This window comes from Arthrobacter sp. E1SS-5, assembly GCF_057073715.1.
This window is the reverse complement of the sequence record NZ_CP172703.1, coordinates 1,312,845-1,337,317: the sequence shown is the minus strand read 5'-3', so window position 1 is coordinate 1,337,317 and position 24,473 is coordinate 1,312,845. Positions and strand designations below refer to the sequence as shown.

Genomic DNA, 24,473 nt, shown 5'->3' with positions numbered 1-24,473 from the left:
GGGCGGGCAATGACGATAGCGTTATGCCCATGACGTCTTCCGATGCCGAACTCCGCCTGCTCACCGAAGCCCGCGAATGGGCTGCCCAGGACCCGGATCCCGCAACGAAGGCGTCGCTCCTTGAGCTGGTCCGCCTTACGGAGGATGGCGATCCCGCGGCCCGGCAGGAACTGGAAGACAGCTTCCGCGGCACGTTGCAGTTCGGCACCGCCGGCCTGCGCGCCGCCCTGGGCCCCGGGCCCAACCGGATGAACCGGGTGGTGGTGCGGCGCGCCGCCGCGGGGCTCGCCGCGTTCCTCGTGGATGCCGTAGCGAAGGCGGCGGCGGGCACCCGGCCGCGGGCCGTCGTCGGCTACGACGCGCGGCATAACTCCGACGTCTTTGCGGAGGAGACGGCGGCGGTCTTCACCGCGGCCGGCATCGAGACATTCCTGCTGCCGGCTGCCCTCCCCACTCCCCTGCTGGCCTACGCGGTCCGTGCCCTGGGCTGCGACGGCGGCGTCATGGTCACCGCCAGCCACAACCCGCCGCAGGACAACGGGTACAAGGTGTACCTGGGCCGGCATGCCGTGGCGGCGGATGGTGACGGAGCCCAGATTGTGGCCCCCTACGATGCCGAAATCGCCGCCCGCATCAGCGCGGTGGGACCGCTGGATTCAATAGCACTGGCTGGGGACGGCTGGACCGTCCTGGACGGCTCGCTCGCGGCCGGGTACGAACGGACGACGGCGGCACTCGCCATGGCGGAGCGCTTCCCGGCCCGGGACCTGAAGATCGTCCTGACCCCGCTGCACGGTGTGGGCGGCGGCACTGCGCTGGACGTGCTGAAGGCGGCAGGTTTCACGGATGTCACCGTGGTGGCCGAGCAGGCGGAACCGGACCCCGATTTTCCCACCGTCAGTTTTCCCAACCCGGAGGAACCGGGCGCGCTGGACCTCGCCCTCGAGGCGGCCGCGCGGCTGGATGCCGACCTGGTCATCGCCAACGACCCCGACGCCGACAGGGCAGCAGTGGCGGCGAAAGACCCTGACACCGGCGCCTGGCGGATGCTCCGCGGCGACGAAGTGGGGTCGCTGCTGGGCGCCCATATGGTGGCCCGGTTCGCGGACGGCGGCGCCGCCGGCGACGAGTCGGACGGCCGCGGCGTCTTCGCCAATTCGATTGTTTCCTCCCGGCTGCTGGCCCGCATCGCCAATGCTGCCGGCTTCGCGCACCAGGAAACACTGACCGGCTTCAAATGGATCTCCCGCGTTCCCGGCCTGGTCTACGGGTACGAAGAGGCACTGGGATACTGCGTGGCGCCGGACCTGGTGAAGGACAAGGACGGCATCTCCGCCGCGGTCTTGATCGCTGAACTCGCCGCCACCGCCAGAGCCGCAGGCAAGACCGTCTTCGACACCCTGGACGAGCTGTACCTCCAGCACGGCCTGCACGCCAGCGACCAGCTGAGCATCAGGGTGGCGGACCTGGGACTGCTGGACGCCATGATGAACCGCCTGCGGGTCTCGCCGCCGGAATCGTTCGGGCAGTCGGCGGTGGAGGTCTTCATCGACCTCGCGGAGGGCAGCGCCCAGCTGCCGCCCACCGAGGGCCTGCTCTACATCACCCGGAACCTGACCCGCGTGATCATCCGGCCCAGCGGCACGGAGCCCAAGCTCAAGTGCTACCTGGAGGTCATCCACCAGGTGGACACCGCCGCGGAACTGCCGGCCGCACGCCAGGCCGCCCGGGCCTCACTGGACGAGGTCCTGCACGACGTCAGCGAAGCGCTGGGGCTGTAGCAGGTCCTTAAGCACCAAAGGGGCGCCGGGCTTATTCAAAGCCCTGGCGCCCCTTTTTGTGGTGGAGAAGCCTTACAGCTCCACCTCGACGAAGCCGCCGGTGACCCGGGTGCTGTACGCTGCCAGCCGCAGGCCGGGGGTGCTGTAGCACTCGCCGGTTTCAAGATCGTAGACCTCCTTGTGCAGCGGGGAAGCAATGGTGGGCCGGGTGCCTTTGGAGCCCAGGATGCCGCGGGCCATCACGTGGGCCCCGGTGGCCGGATCCTGGTGCGCCACTGCAAAGACTTCGTCCGGCCCGGTACGGAAGAGCGCCACCTGGCGTCCACCAACCAAGGCAGCCTCCCCCCACGCCGGTTCCAGGTCGTCAATCGCGCAGACACGGCACCAGCCGGCCTCAAATCCGGCGAGGTCTGATTCGGCGGCGAGCGCCCCAAGTTCCAGTGTTGCCGTCATGTCCGGCTCCTTTCCCTGTGCCTGTTGTCCCTTGCAGCCGCTGCATCTGCGGCCGTGTCCCACGCTAGGGTCCGGGTGTTTCATGGCGGTGCGGTGCATGTGTCCGGCGCGTAAAAGAGACCTAACCCGGGTGGAAATGCCCCCGTGATGCAGAAGTTAAGTTGACGAAACAATTGGGAAACTGAGGCGAAACTGCCCCTTCCTAGGCTGGAGGCACAAGCTGCAGAGCACCGTCTGCGGCCCATGCGAAAGGCCCACAGTGACCGAACAGACTTCAAGCACAGAGACTCCGCGCCGCATCGTCGTCGCCGGCGGCGGCCCCGCGGCCCACCGTTTTGCGGACGCCATGCATGCCCGCGGCCTCGTTGGCTGGCAGGTCACGGTCCTCACCGAGGAAGCCCACCTCCCCTACGACCGGGTGGCGCTTTCCAAGGCCCTCACCGACACCGGCGTGGACCTCACCCTGGGCACCGCCTCCCTGTGGGAGCACGGCTCCATGGTCCTGAAGACGGGCGAGCGCGTGGTGAAGATTAACGCCACGGCAAAGACGGTGGAAACCGCTGCCGGCAACGCCTACGGGTACGACGAGTTGGTGGTGGCCACCGGTTCGGACGCGGTCCGCCTGCCCATTCCGGGCGCGCAGCACGCCCACGTCTACCGGACCCTCGATGATGTCTGGGCCATCAACAAGGCCATTGCGGAGCTCACCGAAAAGCTTGGCCGCAAAATCAACGCAGTGACCATCGGCGGCGGCCTCCTGGGCCTCGAGTCGGCCGCCGGCACCGAGCAGCTGGGCGCCACCCCCGTGGTCATCAACGGTGCCCCCTGGCTGATGAACACCCAGCTGGACGAGGGCGCGGGCCAGGCCCTTGGCCGCCTCATCGAGGCCAAGGGCTTCGAAGTGCACGGCGGCGTGTTCCCCAGCGAGATTTTGACGGACGACGACGGCCAGGTCACCGGCGTGCTGATGGCTGACGAACGCGTCATCCCGGCAGACCTGGTGATTGTCGCCGTGGGCGTAAAACCCCGCGACGAGCTCTTCCGCGCGGCCGAGGGTGAGGAGCAGCTCTTCAGCCTGGGCCCGCGCGGCGGCGTGGTGATCAATGACTACTGCGCCACCGAGATCCCCGGCATCTGGGCCATCGGCGAGGTGGCCAACTTCGGCGGCATGTGCCTGGGCCTGGTGGCCCCCGCCAACACCATGGCCGAAATCGTCGCGGACCGGCTGCACGGCGGCGACGCCACCTTCCCTGGCTTCGGCACGGCCACCAAGCTGAAGCTGTCCGGTGTGGACGTGGCCAGCTTCGGCGACGCCTTCGCCAGGACCGAGCACGCGCTCGAGATCGTCTACGCGGACCCGGCCCGGGGCGTGTACCAGAAGATCGTGACCACCGATGACGCCAAGACCCTGCTGGGCGGCATCTTCGTGGGCGACGCGTCCCCCTACATGAGCCTGCGCCCGCTCCTGGGCCGCGAGCTCCCCGCCGAGCCCGGCGCCTTCCTGAGCGCCGCGGGCGGCGGCGAAGCACCCGAAACCGAGCTTCCGGACGACGCGACCCTGTGCTCCTGCAACAACGTCACGGCAGGGACCATCCGGGAGGCCATCAACGGCTGCGGCGCCTGCGAGGGCAACGCCCCGGTCCAGGAACTCGGCGAACTCAAAGGCTGCACCCGCGCCGGAACCCAGTGCGGCTCCTGCGTGCCCATGCTCAAGAAGCTGCTCGAGACCGAACTCACCAAGTCCGGCGTCGAGGTCTCCAAGGCACTCTGCGAGCACATCGAGCTCTCCCGCCAGGAACTGTTCGACGCAATCCGCGTCCTGGAACTGACCTCCTTCGAGGAGATCATGGCCAAATACGGCACCGGCGCCGGCTGCGACATCTGCAAGCCCACCATCGCCAACATCCTGGCCAGCCAGAACAGCGCCTACGTCCTGGACGCCGGCCGCGGCACCCTGCAGGACACCAACGACCGCGCCCTTGCCAACATGCAGAAAGACGGCACCTACTCGGTGGTCCCCCGCATCGCCGGCGGCGAGATCACCCCCAAGAAGCTCGGCGTGATCGCCGCCGTCGCCGAAAAGTACGGCCTCTACACCAAGATCACCGGCGGCCAGCGGATCGACATGTTCGGCGCCCGGCTGGAGCAGCTCCCCGAAATCTGGAAGGAACTGGTGGACGCCGGCTTCGAATCCGGCCAGGCGTACGGCAAGAGCCTGCGCACGGTGAAGTCCTGCGTGGGCTCCACCTGGTGCCGCTTCGGCGTCCAGGACTCGGTTGCCATGGCCATCAAGCTCGAACTGCGCTACCGCGGCCTGCGCAGCCCGCACAAGCTCAAGATGGGCGTCTCCGGCTGTGCCCGCGAATGCGCCGAGGCCCGGGGCAAGGACGTCGGGGTAATCGCCACCGCTGACGGCTGGAACCTGTACGTCGGCGGCAACGGCGGCGCCACCCCGGCCCATGCCCAGCTCCTGGCCAAGGACCTGGACGACGAAACCCTCATCAAGTACATCGACCGCTACTTCATGTACTACATCCGCACCGCCGACCGCCTGCAGCGCACCGCCCGCTGGCAGGAAGAACTCGACGGCGGCATCAGGCACGTCGAGGACGTGGTGGTCAAGGACACCCTGGGCATCGCCGAGGACCTGGAGGCCGCCATCGCCAAGCACGTGGACACCTACGTTGACGAATGGGCAGACACCCTGAAGGACCCCGAACGGTTGCGCCGCTTCCGCTCCTTCGTCAATGCACCCGACCAGAAGGACGACTCCATCACCTTCGTCCCGGACGAGCGTGGCCAGATGCGCCCCGCCACCCCCGAGGAAAAGGGAAAGGTCCTGATCGGTGCCTCCATCCCCGTCCGCACGGCCACAAGCGGCACCACCGAAAACGAGGCATAACCATGCAGCTCAGCATCGACCTCGCCGGCCGGGACGTCCTGGTGGCCGGCTCCGCCACTGCAGCGCGGCAGGCGGTGCGCCGCTACGAAGCCGCGGGCGCCGTCGTGCATTGCCTGGAGACCCCGCCCAGCACCACCCCTACCCGGCTGCCGGAAGAGTTGTTCCTGGTGGCCGCCGTCGCGGACGGACAGCCCGGCTGGGGCACGTTCCTGGACCACTGCCGGGAAGCCGGCGTCCCCGTTGCCACGGAGCCTGCGGCAGGCCCCGCCGGCCACGTCACCCTGGTGGGCGGCGGTCCCGGCACCGGCGACCTGCTCACCGTCGCGGCCGTCAAGGCACTCCGGGACGCCGACGTCGTCTTTTATGACCGCCTGGCCCCGTACCAGGAGCTGCCGCTGCTGACGTCCGCCGAGCTTGTCGACGTCGGCAAGAGGCCGGGGCACCACAAGGTCAGCCAGGCGGACATCGAGAAGCTGATGGTGGAAAGCGCGCTGGCGGGCAACAACGTGGTGCGGCTCAAGGGCGGAGACCCCTATGTCTTCGGCCGCGGCGGCGAGGAGGTGGCTGCCTGTGTGGCCGCCGGCGTCAAGGTCCAGGTGGTATCCGGCGTCACCAGCGCCATTTCGGTGCCGGCCGCGGCGGGAATCCCGGTGACCCACCGTGAAGTCAGCCATCTGTTCACCGTGGTGTCCGGGCACGCCCCGCTGACCGAAAAGGAACACCAGCACCTGGCCGGCATGGGAGGGACCATCGTGGTGCTCATGGGCATCGGCACCCTCCACCAGTTGGCGGCAGGGCTCCGCCGCGCGGGAATGCGGCCGGACATGCCCATGGCGGTGGTGGAACGGGGCTACCGGCCCGGCCAGCGCACCACCATTGCGGACCTGGGCACCATCACCTCGGCCGCTGCCGCGTGCAGCAATCCCGCCGTGCTGGTCATCGGCGAGGTGGTGCGCGTGGCTGAAGCCAACCGCGGGCATTCCGGGACCGCCGCCGATTTGGACGTGCTGGCGGCGTCGCTGCTGGGATCGTGAAAGGATTGACCCCCATGACCGCACTTGCACCGGCCGAGACGCCCCAGGCTGAAGAAGCAACCGACGCAGCCGAGTCGCCGCTGGAGGGGTTCCGCATCGGCGTCACTTCGGACCGGCGGTCCCGCGACCTCATCGAGGCCCTGGAACGCCGCGGGGCCGAAGTCCTGCACGCGCCGGCGCTGAAGATCGCTCCCGTCCAGGAGGACATGCGCCTCATCGAGGACACCCGGGCCATCATCGCAGCCAAGCCGGACCTGTGCATCGCCACCACCGCCTACGGGATGCGCCGCTGGTGCGAGGCCGCGGACTCCTTTGGCATAGGCGACGACCTGCTGGAAACACTGGGGAACTGCCGCATGTTCGTCCGGGGACCCAAAGCCCGCGGTGCCGTGCGCGCGGCCGGACTTGCCGACGTCGGCATCAGCAGCGACGAAACCACCTCCACCTTGGTGGACATGCTGCTCGCCGAAGGCGTCCGCGGCAAAACCGTCGCCATGCAGCTGCACGGCTACACCGATGTCCGGCAGATCGAGCGGCTGCGGATGTCCGGCGCCACGGTCCTGACCGTCACGCCCTACCGCTGGGTGAAGCCCGAGGGCGAGGACCGGCTTCCCCGGCTGATCGAAGCCGCGTGCAGCGGCAACCTGGACGTCCTGACCTTTACCAGCGCCCCCGCAGTGGATGCCATGTGGAGCACCGCCCATGAGATGGGCCTCTACAAGCAGTTGGTGGAGAGCCTGAAACTGAACGTAACCACCGCCGTGGTGGGTCCCGTGACCGCACAGCCGCTCCTGGACGCCGGCATCACGCCGTTGATCCCGGAACGGTTCCGCATGGGCGCCCTCATCCGCCTGGTGTGCGAGCACCTTGCACTGAACCACGTCCGCCGGCTGGAGACCCGCTCCGGAAACATCGAGCTTCGCGGCCGCTGCCTCCGGATTGACGGACACCAGGTGGAACTGGCGCCCGCTCCCCTGCTGCTCCTGCGCGCCCTGCTCGGCGCCGGCGGTGCCGTCCTGTCCCGTGAATCGCTCTCCGACCTGCTGGAACTCCGGGGATCCGTGCACGCGCTGGACATGACGGTGAGCAGGCTGCGTTCGTCCCTGCCGGATGGCAGGCTCATCGAAACGGTGGTCAAGCGCGGGTACCGGATCCGCGTCTAAGCCCCATTTCGGGGGGGTGCCGCGGAGTGGAATGTGTCCTGCGGCTGCCGGATGAGAGATGGGTCACGGGTTGTGTTACCAGCCGGTAAATACTGGCGAACACAGGGCGCTGAAACAGCAACTGCGGGGAAACCTGCCGGAAAAAGCGCAAGCCTACGCTGGGTTCCATCACAGAGTTCCGGCCGCCGCGCGGCCGCCAGCGAAAGGGCCAGCACATGTCCGCTCCGGCACCCTCCCTGTCATCCTCCACCGCAACCCGCATCGTCATCGCCGGCGCCGGCCCGGCTGCCCAGGCCCTGGTGGCGCAGCTGGACAAGGCCAGGTTCACCGGCACCATCACCGTGCTGAGCAACCGCGACGACGCCCCCGGGGAACTGCTGGAGCTGGCCATGCTCCCCCAGGTCTCCGTCCGGTTCGGCCAGCCGGCCAGCCACATCGACGCTGCCAACCGCACGGTGGCCACCGCTGACGGCATGGAATTCGCCTACGACCAGCTGGTGATTGCCACCGGATCAGCCCCCGTGAGCGGCCCGGTGGACGGTGCCGCGCAGTGCCTGAGCTATGCCACCATCGACGACGCACCGCTTGTCGCGAAGGGCGTGCAGAAGATAGCCCGGGAGCTGGGCCGGCGCCCGGTGGGGATCCTGGTGGGCACCGGCGCTGCCGCCGGACAGGCCGAGGCGGTCCTGCGGGCCAAGGGTGTACGTCCCATCCGCACCACCGCCCGGCCGGCCGCCGTCATCCCCGCCGTCGTCTCCGGTCCGGCCTCCAGCATGCCCGCGTCCGCGGTGGTCTTCGAAGACGGCAGCAGCATGACCGGAGACCTGGTCGTTTTGGCCGAGGAACGCGTCTCCCGGGACGGGCTGGCCGCCAGCGCAGGCCTGCAAACGGCAGCAGGGGGTGGCATCGTGATCACCCGGGACTACCGCACCTCGGTGCCGGGGATCTGGGCTATCGGGGATGCGGCAGCGTTCGACGGCGTGCGGCTGGGACTGCTGGTGGCAGCCGCTTCGGCGGCGGGCGCCTGCGCAACCCAGCTGCTGTCGGCAGCTTCGGCAGCGCCCGGCCTGCAGGCGGCTGCCTGACAGGGGTGCCTGACGGGTTGCCTGCATGGTGGTGCCTGCTTTGGGTGCGTGCCGCTGTGACAAGATGGGTTCCGAAACCGAGTCAATGCCGGCCGCCAGGCCCTTCGAGAGGACCATCATGAGCAACGAAGCCACCGTGCACGCAGGCAGCGCTGGAGCGGCCGAAACCGCGAACATCGCCTCCTACATCGACCACACGCTGCTCAAGCCCGAAGCGTCGGAAGCTGACGTGCTGAAGGTCTGTGCAGAGGCTGCCGAGTACAAATTCAAGTCGGTATGCGTGAACCCGATCTGGGTCAAGACGGTCACCAAGGCGCTCAAGGGCTCGGGCGTCCTCACCTGCTCCGTGGTGGGCTTCCCCCTGGGGGCCACCCCCACGGACGTGAAATCGTTCGAAGCCCGCGGCGCGGTGCTGGACGGCGCCGATGAGGTGGACATGGTGATCAACATCGCCGCCGCGCGGGCAAACGACAAGGGCGCCCTGACGGACGACATTGCGGGTGTGGCCGAGACCGTACACGCGGGCGGGGCCATCCTGAAAGTCATCATCGAAACTGCCCTCCTAACGGACGAGCAAAAGGTGCTGGCCTGCCAGGCGGCGGTGGAAGGCGGGGCAGACTTCGTGAAGACCTCCACCGGCTTCAACGGCGGCGGCGCCACCGTGGAGGACGTGGCCCTGATGCGCCGGACCGTAGGCCCCGATCTGGGGGTCAAGGCATCCGGTGGCGTACGGTCCCTCGCTGACGCGCAGGCTATGATTGCAGCAGGTGCAACACGAATTGGTGCCAGTTCCGGAATCGCCATTGTCAAGGGTGAACAGGGTTCAGCCGCGTACTGACCGGAATCCGGAAACCGCCACAGACCAAGCCCCGCGGGGCCGAGGAGGAACACATGTCCAGCCAGATCAACCCGTCCAGCCGGGACACGGCGTCCAACCAGGAACATGTCCGTACCCCGCAGAACGAGAACAAGCTCGCGGGCAGCGTCATCCTCTTCGTTATCTGCTTCGCCCTGTTCCTGGGTGCCATCTACTCGCTGTCCTTCCTGAGCCTGGGCAACCCGTGGCCGATGGCCGTCTGCCTGGTCCTCTTTGCCCTGGCCTTCTGGCTGCCGCAGACCATTTTCGGCCGCTCCGACTCGGCTGGCGAGCACTAGGCTTCACTGCCCCACCGCCAACTCAGCAACGGACCCCGGACGCATCGTCCGGGGTCCGCTTTCGTATCTACTGTTCCGCAGCTAGAACCAGAGCCTGATCCAGGCCCCCGCCGCGGCGGCCACGCGGCCCCAGTGGTGCTGGGCGATGGCCCAGCCGGCCATGGTCATGCCCACCATCGCGTAGGCGCTGACCGGAATCAGCACCAGCCACTCCCGCTTGGAACCGGCGCGGCCCAGCAGTGGTACGGACAGGGCCCCGTTGGCCCTCCACACGTTCCGCAACAGCGGCATGCGTCGCAGCATTTTGGGTGGCCGGACCACCAGGGGCCAGAGCAGCGGCACTCCCCCAGTGGTGATGAGGTCTCCCACGATGTGCACCACCACCCCGATGAGCATCGATGTGGGCAACCATGTCCACTGCTCCGGCGCGTAAACGGTGACCAGGCCTGCCATGACCAACGCGAAGATCCAGTTCGAGATGAAGCCGCTCTTGGGAAAAAGCTTTAGCGCCTTCGCCGCGATGTTGATCAGGAACATGCACAGCAGGCCGGCACCGACGGATAAGCGGCCCCAGCCTGTGTCCATGTGGACCTGGGATGCCAGGCCGGCCAGGAACACGAACGCCGCCGCGCCCAGGATGGAGTGCGTGCCCTGCCGGTGGCCGCCGCTGGCGTTTTCAATACCGCGCGCAATCGCGTTTGAAAGCGGCGGCAGCGCATGCGCCACCGTGCTTGAGCGGTGGTCCCAGTCGCAGATCAGGGCGGTGCCGGCAGTGGCCATGCCGCCGATGAGGATCCCGGTGGGATCAAGCGGGTACCAGCCCAGGGTGTAGGGGCCCGTGGACGCAACAGCTACCCACGCCGCGGCTCCCGACGCGGCGTGGTGTCCTCCCATCAAGTGCTAACTCACCGCCAGTGGGGCGTCGGAGAAGATGTTCCGGATCACGCCGTTGGCCCACTCCAGGATTTCGGCGTCCTGCAGGTCCCGGCCCCCAATCCGCGCCGTCTTGGGCTTGGGAATGAGCACCGCGTCCAGCGCAGGCTTGGTCTGGGACCCCGGGTACATCCGGTTCAGGCGCATGGTCTTGGACTCCGGCAGCGTGGCCGGGGAGAACTTGATGAAGTTCCCCTGGAGCGCAACGTCGGACAGTCCGGCTTCGCGGGCGGCAACGCGGAACCGTGCCACGGCCACCAGGTTCTGCGCCGGCAGCGGAAGGTCGCCGTAGCGGTCCACGAGTTCGGCCTGGACCTCGTCGATGGCCTCGTTGGTGAGGGCCGCCGCGAGCTTGCGGTACGCCTCCAGCCGGAGGCGCTCCCCTGGCACGTAGTCGTGCGGCAGGTGCGCGTTGACGGGCAGTTCGATTTTCATTTCGGCGGCCTTCTCTTCGGCTTCGCCGCGGAAGTCCGCGACGGCCTCGCCCACCAGGCGGATGTACAGGTCGAAGCCCACCCCCTGGATGTGGCCGGACTGTTCGCCGCCCAGCAGGTTGCCGGCGCCGCGGATCTCCAGGTCCTTCATGGCCAACTGCATGCCGGCGCCCAGTTCGTTGTGGGCCGCAACCGCTTTAAGCCGCTCCAGGGCCACTTCACCCAGCGGCTTTTCTGAGGGGTACAGGAAGTACGCATACGCACGTTCCCGGCCCCGGCCCACACGCCCGCGAAGCTGGTGCAGCTGGGACAGGCCGTACTTGTCCGCGCCGTCCACGATCAGGGTGTTGGCATTGGAAATGTCCAGGCCGGTCTCGATGATGGTGGTGCACACCAGCACGTCGAAGCGCCGCTCCCAGAAGTCGACGATGATCTGCTCCAGGCGGCTCTCGGACATCTTGCCGTGTGCCACCTCCACCCGGGCTTCGGGCACCAGTTCGCGGATCTTCGCCGCGGTCCGCTCAATGGTGGACACCCGGTTGTGGACCAGGAACACCTGGCCTTCGCGCATCAGCTCGCGGCGGATGGCGGCGGAGGTCTGCTTGTCCGTGTACGGTCCCACGTAGGTCAGCACCGGGTGCCGCTCCTCCGGCGGAGTGGCCAGGGTGGAGGTTTCCCGGATGCCCGTGAGGGACATTTCCAGGGTGCGGGGAATCGGGGTGGCACTCATGGCCAGGACGTCCACGTTGGTGCGCATCTTTTTCAGCGCTTCCTTGTGCTCAACGCCGAAGCGCTGTTCCTCGTCCACGATCACCAGGCCCAGGTCCTTGAACTCGAAGTCCTTGGACAACAGCCGGTGTGTGCCGATCACAATGTCCACGGCGCCGCTCTTGACGCCTTCGGCGGTTTCCTTTGACTCCTTGGCGGACTGGAACCGCGACAGCGGCTTCACCCGCAGAGGGAAGCCGGAGAACCGTTCGGTGAAGGTTTCGTAGTGCTGCTGGGCCAGCAGCGTGGTGGGCACCAGCACGGCCACCTGCTTGCCGTCCTGTACAGCCTTGAACGCGGCCCGCACCGCGATCTCGGTCTTGCCGTAGCCCACATCGCCGGACACCAGCCGGTCCATGGGGATCTCCCGTTCCATGTCCGCCTTGACCTCGTTGATGGTGGTCAGCTGGTCCGGCGTCTCCACGTAGGGGAACGCTTCCTCCAGCTCGCGCTGCCATGGAGTGTCCGGGCCAAAGGCGTGGCCGCGGGACGCCATACGGGCCGAGTACAGCCGGATCAGCTCCCCGGCGATCTCCTTGACGGCCTTGCGGGCCTTGGATTTGGTGCTGGCCCAGTCCGCGCCGCCCATCTTGCTCAGGACCGGGGTGTCGCCGCCCACGTAGCGGGTCACCTGGTCCAGCTGGTCCGTGGGAACAAACAGCCGGTCGCCTGGGGCGCCCCGCTTGGCCGGCGCATACTCCAGCACCAGGTACTCGCGCACGCCGTCACCGCCGCCGGCAACCTTGCGCTGGATGAGTTCCACGAACCGGCCGATGCCGTGCTGTTCGTGCACCACATGGTCCCCCGCCACCAATTGAAGGGGGTCGACGGCATTGCGCCGCTTGGAGGGCATCCGCCGCATGTCCTTGGTGGACCCGGCGGAGGTTCGGCCCAGCAGGTCGGCTTCGGTGAGCAGGCCCAGTTTGAGCCCATCCAGGACAAAGCCACGGCCGACGGCGGCAGTGGTCACCTCGATGATGCCCGGCTGGGGTTCGTGGTCCAGGCTGTCCACCCGGGCGCAGGGAATGTCGTTTTCGTGGAACAGCTCCGCCAGGCGCTGCGCGGGGCCGGGGCCTTCGGTGGCCACGACGATCCGCCACTGGTCGCGCACGTGCGATCCGATGAAGTCCATCATCTCGGCGACATCGCCCTGGTATCCGCGGGGCTCCCGGGCGTGCAGGTTCAGCACGTCGATTTCGGGCAGCAATTCCGCATCCTGCGCCAGGGAGGTAATGGACCACCAGGACACCCCGTGCGCCAGGGATGACGAGCGGGTTTCGGCCAGCGAGCGGAAGCTGGCGGAATGCAGCGCCGCACTGGCCTGGGAGCTGAGGTCCAAAGGTGCCGCCCCGCCGTCGGACGCCGTGGACCACGCCGCCTCAAGGAACTCCTCGTTGGTGGCCGCGAGGTCGTGGGCGCGGGTGCGCACCTTTTCCGGTTCGATCACCACGGCGATGGAATCGGCCGGCAGCTGGTCCACGAACGGCACCATGGCATCCACCAGCACCGGGGCCAGGGATTCCATGCCTTCCACGGCGATGCCGCCGGCGATCTTCTCCAGCATGTCCGCGGCGGCCGGAAGCTGGGACTTGAGGGTGGCGGCGCGAGACATCACCGACGGGGTAATCAGGATTTCGCGGCAGGGCGGGGCGTGCAGTTCGGTGGGGTGGTGGATGCCCGGGGCGGACAGCGAGCGCTGGTCGGCCACGGCGAACCAGCGCATCTGGTCCACCTCGTCGCCAAAGAACTCCACCCGGATGGGGTGGTCCTCCGTGGGCGGGAAGACGTCGATGATGCCGCCACGGACGGCGAACTCGCCCCGGTGCGTCACCATGTCCACCCGCGCATAGGCAGCGTCGGCGAGGCTCTTCACCACGTCGGTGAACGGAACGTCCTGGCCCACCTTCAGCGTGACCGGAACCAGGTCGCCCAGCCCGGCCACCACCGGCTGGACCACGGCGCGGACGGGAGCGACGACGACGCGCAGCCGGCCCGCCGTCGAACTTTCCGGATGTGCCAGCCGGCGCAGCACGGAGAGCCGGCGGCCCACGGTGTCGGAGCGGGGCGAAAGCCGCTCGTGCGGGAGGGTCTCCCAGCTGGGGAACTCAGCCACCGCATCCGCCGGAAGGTAGGCGCGCAGGGCGGCGGAGAGGTCTTCGGCCTCGCGGCCGGTTGCCGTCACCGCCAGCACCACACCCGGCTCTGCGTCCTCGGCGGCAGCCGCCAGCCCGTCCGCCATCTCCGCCAGCAGCACAGGGCGCAGGCCGGCCGGAGCGCTGATCTGGTAATCCTGGCCGCGGACGGCAAAGCCCCGGGCAGCCTCGGCCCGGACGCGGGTGAACGTGGAGTCCGGCTCGAGCGCGCGGCGCAGTCCGTCCAGCGAAGGGGTGGTGCTGGAGGTGCCGGCGCGGGATTTGGCTGCGCCGGAATTACCTGCGCTGGAGGTGCCCGTGCTGGATGTGCCGGCGGCGGACTGGCCGGGAAGACTCATGGCGGAAGCTCCTGTGGTGTTCATCAAAGACAAGCAGGCAACGCGAAAACCCGAAATTCGCTGGGAATCCCGGGTACTCCCAGCCTACCGCGCAGGAACGACATGGCAGCGCGGCACCCATCTGCGGCCGGAATGGACCTAGGCTGGCAAGGTCGAGCGATTTCCGCAGCCTTTTCCGCAGCGCAGCCGTCCGTAGGGGCGGCCGCTGCGAATTCCAAGGGACGAACAGGAGCCAGCATGACCGCAATGAGTGCCCAGGCAGCACCAAAGCAAGCAACACCAAAGACCGTCCTTGTCACCGGCGCCACCGGCTACATCGGCGGCCGGCTGGTGCCCAGGCTGCTCGAAGCCGGCCACACAGTGAAGGTGCTGGTCCGCTCCCCCGACAAGATCGCCGGCGTCCCCTGGCGCGACAAGGTGGAGGTGGTGCAAAGCAGCCTCGACGACGGCGACGCCCTCCGGGAAGCGCTGGCCGGCGTCGACGTCCTCTACTACCTGGTCCACTCCATGGCGGCGGGGGCCGGGTTCGAAGCGAAGGAAAAGGCCATGGCCGGGACCGCCGCCGACGCCGCAGCCGCCGCAGGGGTAAGCCGTATCGTCTACCTGGGCGGGCTGCACCCCCAGGGCGTGGAGCTTTCCACCCATATGCGGTCGCGGGAAGCAGTGGGCAAGGTCTTCCTGGACAGCCCGGTGGACGCCATCGTGTTCCAGGCCGGCGTGGTCATCGGATCCGGCTCCGCCTCCTTCGAGATGATCCGCCACCTCTCCGAAACCCTGCCGCTGATGCCGGCGCCCAGCTGGGTGCGCAACAGGATCGAAGCCATCGCCGTGCGGGACGTGCTGTATTACCTTGTGGCCGCTGCCGCCCTTCAGGGCCCGATCAACCGGACCTTCGACATCGGATGCCGGCAGGTGCTGACCTACGCCAGGATGATGCAGGAGTACTCTGCGGAAGCAGGCCTGCCCTACCGGGTGGTGCTGGCGCTGCCCATCCCCGCGCCCAAGCTGGCAGGCATCTGGGTGGCACTGACCACCCCCATCCCGTGGTCCATGGCGGTGCCCCTGGTGCAGTCGCTGCAGCATGATGCGGTGTCCAACGAGCACGACATCGACCAGTACATTCCCCAGCCCGACGGCGGCCTGACCCCGTACCGGACGGCGGTGGCCCTGGCGCTGGGCAAGGAGCGGGACGGCCAGGTGGAGACCACGTGGGCCAATGCCGGCGCGGACTCCGATCCCCTTCCCAGCGACCCCGAGTGGGCAGGGCACAAGGTTTACATCGACGAACGGACGTTCCACGGGGATGTGGACCCGGCACACGTCTGGACCATCATCGAGGGCATCGGTGGCCGCAACGGCTGGTATTCCCTGCCGTTGGCGTGGCAGGTCCGCGGCTGGCTGGACAAACTGACCGGTGGCGCAGGGCTGCTCCGGGGACGCCGGCACCCGCACACGCTGGCCGCCGGAGAAGTGGTGGACTGGTGGCGGGTGGAGCGGATCGAACACGGCAGGCTGCTGCGGCTGCGGGCAGAGATGCGCGCACCGGGACGGGCCTGGCTGGAGCTGTCCGTGGAGCCCGACGGCGGCGGCAGCCGCTACCGGCAGCGCGCCATTTTCTTCCCCAAGGGACTGAGCGGACGGCTCTACTGGCTTGCCGTGCTTCCCTTCCACAGCCTGATCTTTCCGGCCATGGCGCGGAACATCACCACCGCGGCGCAGAAACTGGCCGATGCGGACCGCGCGGAGCTGACCCCGTAGGATGTTGGAGGCTTAAACCATTCCCCACGTCCCAGGAGGACCCATGGCGCTGAGCGCAACCACCACCCTTCCGCACTCCGTTGACAGCGTTGCCGCTGTGCTGGTGAACGAGGATTTCCAGCGCCACGTCAGCCAGCTCGTGGGCGGCAGCCTGGAGTCCTTCACCCTGGACGGTGACATTGCGGGGGCTTTCAACACCACGTCGGTGCGCACGCTGCCCACCACCCGGCTGCCCGAGATCGCCCGCAAGTTTGTTGGCGAGCACCTCAAGGTTACCCAGGTGGAAAACTGGGAAGCCCCCGCCGCGGACGGCTCACGCCAGAGCAACATCTCGCTGAAAATCGCCGGCGCCCCGGTGGATGTCACCGCCGTCCAGCGGCTGGTTGCCGACGCCGGTGGAACCCGCGTGGAGCTTGAGGGCGCCGTGAAGTCTTCCGTGCCGTTCCTGGGAGGGAAGATCGCCGATGCCGCCGAGCCGATGGTGGCCAAGGCACTGAACCTGCAGGCCGCACAGGCGCAGGCCTGGCTGGAAAGCCACTAGCCCATGCAGCTCCCCGTCTTCGCCGCGCTGGTCCTCATCGTCGCCGGCGTCTGGTCGCTGGTGGTCTGGCCGCAGTTCCTGCGCCGCGTCATGAAGGACCCCCGGGCCCGTGACGCAGCCGGCAAGGCAACAAAGTTCCTGACCGTCCATGTGGTGCTGGTGTCCATCTCCATGGTGCTGGGCCTTGCCACGGCAGTGATCGGCGTGCTCGGCCTGCTGGGCTGAACCAGGCGTTCTGTACACGAAACAGCCCGGGCTTTCCTCCTGCGGGAAAAAGCCCGGGCTGTTTGCTGTCCGGCTTAGGCTGCCTGGTTGAGCGCGTCCTCGGCGGCAACCCAGGAGATCATGGCGCACTTGACCCGGGCGGCGTAGCGGGCCACTCCTTCGAAGGCGGCGGCGTCCCCCAGCAGCTCAGGGTCGGCGTGGACTTTGCCCCGGGAGCGCAGTACCTCCCGGAAGCTGTCGATGACCTCATGCAGTTCGGCAATGGTCATGCCCTCGGCGAGGTCGGTGAGGACCGAAGCGGAGGCCATGGAAATGGAGCAGCCGGCCCCGTCCCAGGCCACCTGGGCCACCTTGCCGTCCTGTACGGCAAGCCGGAGGGTCACTTCGTCTCCACAAACAGGGTTGAGCTGGTGTGACTGGCCGGTGGAGCTGCCCTGCGGTGCGTCGGTGGCGGCGAGCCCGCTGCCGTGGCGGGCCTTGGAATGGTCCAGGATGATCTGCTGATACAGCTGGTCAAGGCTCATGGTGTCATCTTTCGTTTTCTGCGCTAGGCGCGGAAGTAGGCCCGGACGCCGGCAACGGCTTCCAGGAAGCGGTCCACGTCGTCAGTGGTGTTGTACAGGTAGGCACTGGCACGGGTGGTGGCGGTCAGTCCGAGCCGGCGGTGCAGCGGCTGCGCGCAGTGGTGTCCCACACGGACGGCGATCCCCTTGGAGTCCAGGAATTGCCCAACGTCGTGCGCGTGGACACCCTCGACGTCGAACGCGGCAAGGCCGATCCGTTCCTTCCCGGCAGCCGGACCAAGGACCCTGATTCCGGGAATCTCCTCCAGCCCTGCCACCATGCGCTGGCCCAGTTCGGCCTCCCACCGGTGGATCCGGTCAAGCCCGGTCTCAGTAAGGTAGTTCGCGGCGGCTGCAAGGGCCACCGCCTGGGAAATCCTCTGGGTGCCGGCTTCGAAGCGCTGGGGCGCCGGAAGGTACTCTGCCCGTTCCATGGTGACCGTGGTGATCATGGATCCGCCGGTCAGGAACGGCGGCAGGATGTCCAGCAGCTCCTGCCGCCCGTAGAGCACGCCGATCCCCGTGGGGGCCAGCATCTTGTGGCCGGAGAAGACCGCAAAGTCCACGTCAAGATCCTTGACGTCCAGGGGCAGGTGCGGAGCGGACTGGCAGGCGTCCAGGACTACCAGGGCACCAGCGGCGTGGCCGAGCGCGGTCAGTTCCTGCACCGGGTTAATGATTCCCAGGACATTGGAGGCGTGGGTGAAGGCCAGGACCTTGGTTCGTGGGCCGATGATTTCCGCGGCCTGGTCCATGCGGAGGCTCCCCTGCTCGTCAATGGGGATGTAGCGCAGCGTGGCTCCGGTACGGAACGCCAGTTCCTGCCACGGAATCAGGTTGGCGTGGTGCTCCATTTCGGTTACCACGATCTCGTCACCAGGCTTCAGTGCCAGTCCCTTGAGCCCCTGGTCGCCGCGCCCCTGGGCCGCCCACAACCCGGCATTGGAGAGTGAGTAGGACAGGAGGTTCAGTCCTTCTGTGGCGTTGGACGTCCAAATGGTTTCCGCGTAGTCCGCGCCGATGAAGTCGGCAATGGTTTGCCGAGCGTCCTCGAACACTTCGGTGGCCTCCACGGCAAGGTGGTGGGCGCCACGGTGAACAGCGGCGTTCCGCTGCTCGTAGAATTCCTGTTCGGCCTCGATGACGCTTACGGGGTTTTGCGACGTGGCGCCCGAGTCGAGGTAGACCAGGGGCTGGCCGTTGACCAGTTGGTTGAGGACCGGGAAGTCGTTGCGGATGCGCAGCACCTCGGCGTTATCCATGACAGGTACGGCACGTTCCAGTGTGGCTGGCGTTGATACTACGGCCAAAACGAACTCCTTGGGCTGCCAATGTCTGACACCCAATTGTCCCACACACGGCTGTGGCGGCCGCCCGGGAGGGGCAGCCGCCACCGCTGTCCCGGGCTTCAGCCGAGGGAGCAGAGGGCCGGCGACGGCTGGGGGGAGAGTCTCGGTCTCAGAAGACTCTGACGTCGCCGGCCCCGTCTGTGCCCGGTCCGTTGTGGACCGGAAATCGAAAGGGCTCAATGTCCTGTTCTGCTGCTCCGCGGCCTCCAGCCTGCCGCTTTGCTTTGCCTCCTTAAGTAAATCCCGCGGCGCCAGTCCGTACACGAGTAGGTTGTACTCGAATCCCGACGGCCGCACTACCGGGGCGCCGCCCAGCCACCTGTGAGCGGATGGTGCCTCCACGCTCCCGCGCAGTACGCGGGGCGGGCAAGACGGCAGGGCAGGACAACCGGGAGATGAGTCCGACGACGGCCCGGCGGCAGGGCGCCGGATGGCGGCTGGGGCGGGGCCGGGCTACTTTGGCAGCGCCGACTCCAGCTCATCGCGGCTGCGGACCCCGAGCTTGACGTAGGTGCGGTACAGGTGGCCTTCCACTGTCCGGACCGAAACCATCAGCCGCTGCGCGATCTCCCTGTCGGTGAGGCCCTGCACGGCGAGCTCGACGATGTCCTGTTCCCTGCGGGTGAGGCGGACTGTAGGCGCCGCAGCGATGAACCGTCCTTCCCGGAACCTCTCGCCCAGCTCGTGGTCGCACTTCTCGCGCTGGGCAACGGCCTGCCGGGACCGGCGGCGTTCCCCGGCCTGCTCCAGGACGGTGCTGGCACGGGCGTAGGCCTCGCGGGCCAGATTGACAAAGCCTGCCTCCTCCAGCGAGGCAGCCGTTGCCATAAGGGTGTCGCCGTCGGCGTTTTCCCAAGCGGAGGCCAGGGTCAGCAGCGCTTCCGCCCACCGGCCCTCCACACCGCGCGCCGCTGCCTGCACCATGGGAACCACGGAGGGGTCCCCGAGGTCCCAGCACATGGCCAGGATTTCAAGGAGGTTTCCTGTGCGCGCGGAGGCCTCCGTGGTGGTCATCAACGTTTGCAGGGCAGCCAGGCCCTTCCCGTCCCGGGCCAGGTATTCAGCAGCCGCCGCGACGTAGGCTTGCGCCAGGAGGTCATGGGCGGGCCAGCCGGCGTCAGCATCCTTGTGGTCCTGTTCCAGGCGCTTGGCCTGCTCCGCATCGCCGAGCCGGGCCGCCGCATAGAACCCAAGGGCCGTGCCAAAGCGGTACAGCTGCAGCGGGTCATTAAGCCTCAGAGCTTCCACTGCGGGCAGCAGGACCTGGTAGGCGCGCTCCATCCTCCCCTGCCGCAGCAGCGAGTAGCCCTGGAGCACCTGGAGGCTCCCGTTGAAGGTGTCGGCGCCGGGGGCATGCCCGGCGGCGTAGTGGTTGATTTCCCGCTCTGCAGACTCCCATTCACCCATGGCAAGGTAATCGGAAACGAGCCGCCCCAAGACGAATTCGGGAAAGAAAAACAGGCTGCCTTCAAGGGGCGGAAGTTCCGAGGCTGCCAGCAGGGCGGCCTCCAACCCCTGAACGGGCCGTCCCGCCGATGCGAGTGCATGGGCCAGGAGACCCTCAGCCAGCGCACGGACGGGTTCTCCACCGGTGTCTGCCGGAGGCCCCTTCCGGATCGCGTCCACTTGGTCGTTCAGAGCCTGAAAATCCACCTCCGCGCCAAGCTGGAGCAGGTGAAGGAGTTCCGCCTGCCAGTTCCTCCCGTTGTTGCCCGTATCCCCGCGGTTCTTTTCGACGTCTTCCGCCACCACCGCCAGCGGGTGGCCAATGGCCTGGTGCGCCGAGACCCGGAGCAGCAGAACGGCCGCACCCTGCGGGTCTTCGGCCAGCGGGAGCCAACATTCATCAAGGAGTGCAGCGGCTTCCTGGTAAGCCCCTTCGTTGTACAGCGCACGCGCCTGGACCGCCTGGGCCAGGGGAACCAGCGCAGGCTCGTGGACCCGGGCCGCGATGGTCCGTGCGCTGTGGTTGTGGAACCGAATCAGGGCCTCCCGGGCCGCCGCCAGCATCTCGTCATCAGCGACCCGGACCCCACACTCCAGGGCCCACTCCACGGACCGCAACCGGCCCTCCCCCTGCAACAGGGTGGGGTCCTGGTGCGCCTTCACCTTTTCCCGCAGTTGAAGGCTGCGGGAGACCGAGACGGTATGCCTGATGGCACCGGCGAAGAGCCCGTTCCATATGGACAGTTCAGCCGGAATACCGGGTGCTTCAACGATCATCTGCTGGTCCAGCAGGGAGCGGACCACGGCTGCACCGCTGATATCTTCGATGACTTTCCTGCCCACCGGTCCGGCAAGGGCAATGAGCTTCAGCGCTTCCTGTTCCTCGAGCCGCCGCCGAAGGTGGTCTTTGGCAACAACCGCTGCGAGCCGTGCCCCGTCGCTCGGCAAGGAGCCCAGGAGCATCCAAATTCCGTTGCGTTTGACCAGGACACCGGCTTCAGCGGAGTCATGGAGCAGGGCATCGAGGATCCGGGGGTTGCCGCCCGACGCGTTCCAAATGGCGTCCACCGTGGCACCGGGGACGGTCCCGTCCAGGGCATGGGCCAGGACCTCTTCGATTTGTTCACGGTTGAGGGGACGGAGGTCGACCCGTTCGGCAAGGCCGTCATACCAGAGCTGGTCCAGCGGCTGCGGCAGGCCCGGCCGGGGCCTGGCCGCGGCCACCACTGTGGCCCATCCTGCCGAAATCACCTCAGCCAGGACGCCGGCAGAAGCGTCATCCAACTGGTGGGCGTCGTCCACCGCGATGAGGACGGAACCCGTGTTGCCGGCCTTCAGTTTCTCGAAGTATGCCCACATGGAACGGAGCACGGCGACGGGCGAGACAGACTCCTCAGCGGTGAGCTCGCCCGTGTAAGGGGTCAGGACCCCGAACGGCACGGCGGCCAGGGCCGAACTGGCGTGGATCCGCACAACGTTCATGGATCCGGCGAGGCGCTCCGTCACGGCATCGGTCACGGCCGATTTTCCGATGCCGGGGCCTGCCATGATGAAAACGGCGTGGTGGGCGCCGTTCCGCAGGATGGCGCAGATACGCTCCACCGGCTCCCGGCGTCCGGTCAGGAGCCGGTGCGTGGCCGCTTGCTTGTGGCCATTAGACGAGTCCAGTCAGATCACCCCTTGAAGTCACGCCAAGCTTGGTGAAGACCTGGTACAGGTGGCCTTCCACGGTGCGGACCGACACGCCCATTTCCATGGCGATGTCACGGTTTGAAGCGCCCCGGCCGGCCATCCTGGCGATCTGCCGTTCCCGGCTGGTCAGCAAGGGGCTTCCACTGCTGGGCACGATGGGCAGGTTGGACACGGTAGCGGCCAGGATGTCCAGCCGCGCCTGGGCGGTCCTGGCCGAGAGCGCGTTCCCGTCCTGGCGCGCAAAATCCACGGCCAGTGCCATGCACCGGGCCTCAACGGCGTCAAGTTCGAGCGTGGCAGCAAGTTCACCGCCGGCAAGGAGTGCCTTGGCGTCCTTTGTCCTGCTTCCGACGGCGATCAGCCGTGAGACGTCGGCCAGCGGGCCCTGCCGGTGGCCGGCAATCTCCTCCAACAGCCGGAAGTCCGCGTCGCTGCCATTGACAGTTGCGGCCAGCAGGTAGATGCCGGCAACGGTAGCCCGGCCCGCCTCCAGGTTCCGGCGGGCTCCCTGCTTCAGGCCTGCCACCGCCTCCGGGTCGCCCAGCCAGCGCCCGGCCACGAGCGCGCAGAAATCAATGACGCATTCCGCGGCGAACCCGGCCCTGCCGGAGGTCCTCTGGAGCTTGGTGAGGTACTTACGGGCAAATCCTGCATTGCCGGTCTGGGCATAGGCGAGGGCTGTGGCGGCGTAGCCGGTGCGCAGCGCGGTTTGCACCGGCTGCAGCTCCAACTGGGCAGTGGCGGAAATCAACGGCTCCAGGGCAGCCTCGCCGCGGCCGGAGAAGGCATAGGCCACGCCGGCAGCCAGTTCAGTTGCGGCACTTCGGAAGGGGAGCCGGTGGAGCTGTCCTGCGCTGAAGGGAGTGAGGAGATCAATGCAGCGCCGCCATTGGCCCGCCAGCAGCAGGACGAAGAATGCCTCCTTGGTGTAGCGCTCACGAAGGCCGACAATGTGCGAGGCATCGGTGAGCTGGCCACCGAGTTGGCGCATGAGGCCCAGGGCGTCCATCTCGCGGCCCGTGAAGGCGAGGGCGGTCATCAGGATGATGGCCGACTGAAGCCGGTATCCCGTGTCGGGGTTGGCAGCAGGATCGGCTGCCCGCTCAAGTGCCGGGATCATGGCGGAAAAGTTACCGGCGTGGGCCTGGTACTCGAATTCGCTCAGCGCCACCCGGTTGACTGCAATGACGGCAGGTGCAGGCCAGGAAGAATCCTGGGCTGCCGGTTCCAGGCGTTCGCGGGCGGAGGCGAGGAGTTCCGGCACTTTACCCGCCTGTTCCGGAATGGAGAGCATGACTCTGGCTTTGGCTGCGACTATCTGGGCGTATTCCTCGGGGTCCAGTGCGTCGAGTTCGGGCTGTGAGATGTCGTCCAGGGCTGCGAGGGCCTGGACTGGCATGTCCAGCTGGAGGTATGCCGATGCCTTTTGGCGCTGCGCCGGCGCCCACCCTGCGTCGGTCCTCCTCAGCATGTCCGCGTAGGTCAAGGCAAAGCGGGGGTCGAAGAGCTGGACCGCGGCCTGGGCGGCCGCAAGCGCCAGCCCCGGGCTGAGCTCGGCCTCGCACTCGTGGGTCCAGGCGGCGAAGGACATCAGTTCTTCGACCGTCATGGACGCCGGATCCGGCTCCGCGCCGCCCAGCATCACGTGTCGAAGCTCCCGCCGCCGCGAGATGCTCAGCCAGGTCCGGACCACATCGCCGATGTATTTCTCCCGCAGGGACACCCATCGGTATTCGGACTCGTCGATTTCCAGCAGCCCGCCGTCTTCCATGTCCGCAATGACATCTGCACCGTAAATCGTGGTGAGGCGGGACAACTCCACCCTGCGGGCACAGGAGAGCATCTCGATGACTTCACGCGTCTGGGGGGTTTCGCGCGACCAGCGGGACCGGACGATGTCGTCCAGGCTGGCTGCCCCGTCAAGCACCACTTTGTCCCGGAGGGTCCAGACGGAGTCCGACAGGACCAGGTTTCCGGAGAGCTGCTGTTCGGTGACCAGTGCCTTGAGCAGCAGGGGGTTGCCGCCGACCATCTGGTGGTAGGTGCTGACCAGGGAGGAAGCGACGCGGTGCCCCAGAAGTGACAGCAGGACTTGCCGGGTCTGCAGTTCGTTGAGGTTGCTGAGCCGCACCTCGGTCAGATTCCGGTCCGTCAGGAGCCAGTGGAAGTCTGCGGGCAGATCACTGGAGTTGGGGGCCACTGCAACTATTTTGGCCGTACCGGTAAGCAGGACGTTAAGCAGCACCCCGGCACTCATATCGTCGATGCTGGCAGAGGTGTCCAGGGTAATGATGCAAGGCCTGCCGGCGGCATCGCTGCGGATCAGGGAGGTGATGCCCCGCAGGATGGCTGTGGGCGAACCCATGTAGGCCTGCGGCAGCCGGGCCAGCAGGAAGGAGAGGCAGCCGTACGGGGCGCTGGAGCCCGACGGACCGTTGCGCAGTTGCAGCGACCATATATCGGGGCCGAGGTCTGCTACTGCCGCGCGGGCCAGGGAGGATTTCCCCACGCCGCGGGCCCCGGTGATGACCACGCCGAGAGAGTTTTCGCTGGTCAGGGCGGTGCGGACGGCGTCGAGGTTGGCGCTGCGTGCAGGCACGGACCATTGCTGGTTCTCCGGCGCTGCGGAGGGTGGCGTGGGCAGCCTGTCACCTTGAGGTGTTGACCCACGTCCCCAGCTGAGTGGCTCGATTGACATGA

Annotated in this window: 17 protein-coding genes; 10 read left to right on the top strand and 7 right to left on the bottom strand. The window is 67.6% G+C overall.

Annotation, left to right across the window (positions count from 1 at the left end):
• Positions 1-29: 29 nt before the first annotated feature.
• Complete coding sequence (locus ACIGJD_RS06245; RefSeq protein WP_483688769.1) at positions 30-1,781, top strand: phospho-sugar mutase; 1,752 nt, start codon at positions 30-32, stop codon at positions 1,779-1,781.
• 72 nt (positions 1,782-1,853) lie between these two features.
• Here ACIGJD_RS06245 and nirD read toward each other — a convergent pair whose 3' ends face one another.
• Positions 1,854-2,234, bottom strand: coding sequence for a nitrite reductase small subunit NirD (gene nirD / locus ACIGJD_RS06240; protein ID WP_483688768.1), 381 nt, complete (start codon positions 2,232-2,234; stop codon positions 1,854-1,856).
• Between the two features lie 259 nt (positions 2,235-2,493).
• Between nirD and nirB the strand changes: the two genes are divergently transcribed.
• The 6 genes from nirB (at position 2,494) to ACIGJD_RS06210 (ending at position 9,573) form a co-directional block, all read left to right on the top strand.
• Positions 2,494-5,136 carry a nitrite reductase large subunit NirB gene (gene nirB / locus ACIGJD_RS06235; protein ID WP_483688767.1) on the top strand — a complete coding sequence of 881 codons (2,643 nt, stop codon included), beginning with the start codon at positions 2,494-2,496 and terminating at the stop codon, positions 5,134-5,136.
• Positions 5,137-5,138: 2 nt separating this feature from the next.
• Entirely contained in the window at positions 5,139-6,170 is a 1,032-nt protein-coding gene (gene cobA / locus ACIGJD_RS06230) for a uroporphyrinogen-III C-methyltransferase (RefSeq protein WP_483688766.1), read from the top strand.
• A gap of 14 nt (positions 6,171-6,184) precedes the next feature.
• Positions 6,185-7,333 carry a uroporphyrinogen-III synthase gene (locus ACIGJD_RS06225; RefSeq protein ID WP_483688765.1) on the top strand — a complete coding sequence of 383 codons (1,149 nt, stop codon included), beginning with the start codon at positions 6,185-6,187 and terminating at the stop codon, positions 7,331-7,333.
• Between the two features lie 215 nt (positions 7,334-7,548).
• Entirely contained in the window at positions 7,549-8,418 is an 870-nt protein-coding gene (locus tag ACIGJD_RS06220; RefSeq protein ID WP_483688764.1) for an FAD-dependent oxidoreductase, read from the top strand.
• 118 nt (positions 8,419-8,536) lie between these two features.
• Positions 8,537-9,256 (top strand): deoxyribose-phosphate aldolase, encoded by a 720-nt coding sequence (gene deoC, locus ACIGJD_RS06215; RefSeq protein WP_483688763.1) that lies wholly within the window; start codon positions 8,537-8,539, stop codon positions 9,254-9,256.
• Positions 9,257-9,309: 53 nt separating this feature from the next.
• Positions 9,310-9,573, top strand: a complete 264-nt coding sequence (locus ACIGJD_RS06210; protein WP_286402907.1) for a hypothetical protein — start codon at positions 9,310-9,312, stop codon at positions 9,571-9,573.
• Positions 9,574-9,654: 81 nt separating this feature from the next.
• Here ACIGJD_RS06210 and ACIGJD_RS06205 read toward each other — a convergent pair whose 3' ends face one another.
• Together ACIGJD_RS06205 and mfd are read right to left on the bottom strand one after the other, a co-directional pair.
• Positions 9,655-10,467, bottom strand: coding sequence for a metal-dependent hydrolase (locus tag ACIGJD_RS06205; protein WP_483688762.1), 813 nt, complete (start codon positions 10,465-10,467; stop codon positions 9,655-9,657).
• A 6-nt stretch (positions 10,468-10,473) separates the two neighbouring features.
• The gene (gene mfd, locus ACIGJD_RS06200) at positions 10,474-14,199 is read right to left on the bottom strand and encodes a transcription-repair coupling factor (RefSeq protein WP_483688761.1); all 3,726 of its coding nucleotides are present in this window, start codon (positions 14,197-14,199) and stop codon (positions 10,474-10,476) included.
• Between the two features lie 237 nt (positions 14,200-14,436).
• Here mfd and ACIGJD_RS06195 point away from each other — a divergent pair, with 237 nt between their 5' ends.
• From ACIGJD_RS06195 to ACIGJD_RS06185, 3 genes are read left to right on the top strand one after another with little or no spacing between them, the layout of a single operon-like run.
• Positions 14,437-15,957, top strand: a complete 1,521-nt coding sequence (locus ACIGJD_RS06195; RefSeq protein ID WP_483688760.1) for an SDR family oxidoreductase — start codon at positions 14,437-14,439, stop codon at positions 15,955-15,957.
• 43 nt (positions 15,958-16,000) lie between these two features.
• A complete protein-coding gene (locus ACIGJD_RS06190; RefSeq protein ID WP_142130626.1) occupies positions 16,001-16,498 on the top strand; it encodes a DUF2505 domain-containing protein in 498 nt (165 codons plus the stop codon).
• A 3-nt stretch (positions 16,499-16,501) separates the two neighbouring features.
• On the top strand, positions 16,502-16,723 hold the full coding sequence (locus ACIGJD_RS06185; RefSeq protein ID WP_142130627.1) for an SCO4848 family membrane protein: 222 nt from the start codon (positions 16,502-16,504) through the stop codon (positions 16,721-16,723).
• A gap of 74 nt (positions 16,724-16,797) precedes the next feature.
• Here ACIGJD_RS06185 and sufU read toward each other — a convergent pair whose 3' ends face one another.
• The 4 genes from sufU to ACIGJD_RS06165 form a co-directional block, all read right to left on the bottom strand.
• Positions 16,798-17,247 (bottom strand): Fe-S cluster assembly sulfur transfer protein SufU, encoded by a 450-nt coding sequence (gene sufU, locus ACIGJD_RS06180; protein ID WP_142130628.1) that lies wholly within the window; start codon positions 17,245-17,247, stop codon positions 16,798-16,800.
• Positions 17,248-17,270: 23 nt separating this feature from the next.
• Positions 17,271-18,596, bottom strand: coding sequence for a SufS family cysteine desulfurase (locus ACIGJD_RS06175; protein WP_483688759.1), 1,326 nt, complete (start codon positions 18,594-18,596; stop codon positions 17,271-17,273).
• Positions 18,597-19,088: 492 nt separating this feature from the next.
• Positions 19,089-21,683: a LuxR C-terminal-related transcriptional regulator gene (locus ACIGJD_RS06170; protein ID WP_483688758.1), complete on the bottom strand. Its 2,595-nt coding sequence runs from the start codon at positions 21,681-21,683 to the stop codon at positions 19,089-19,091.
• A 52-nt stretch (positions 21,684-21,735) separates the two neighbouring features.
• Complete coding sequence (locus ACIGJD_RS06165) at positions 21,736-24,471, bottom strand: helix-turn-helix transcriptional regulator (protein ID WP_483688757.1); 2,736 nt, start codon at positions 24,469-24,471, stop codon at positions 21,736-21,738.
• Positions 24,472-24,473: the final 2 nt, after the last annotated feature.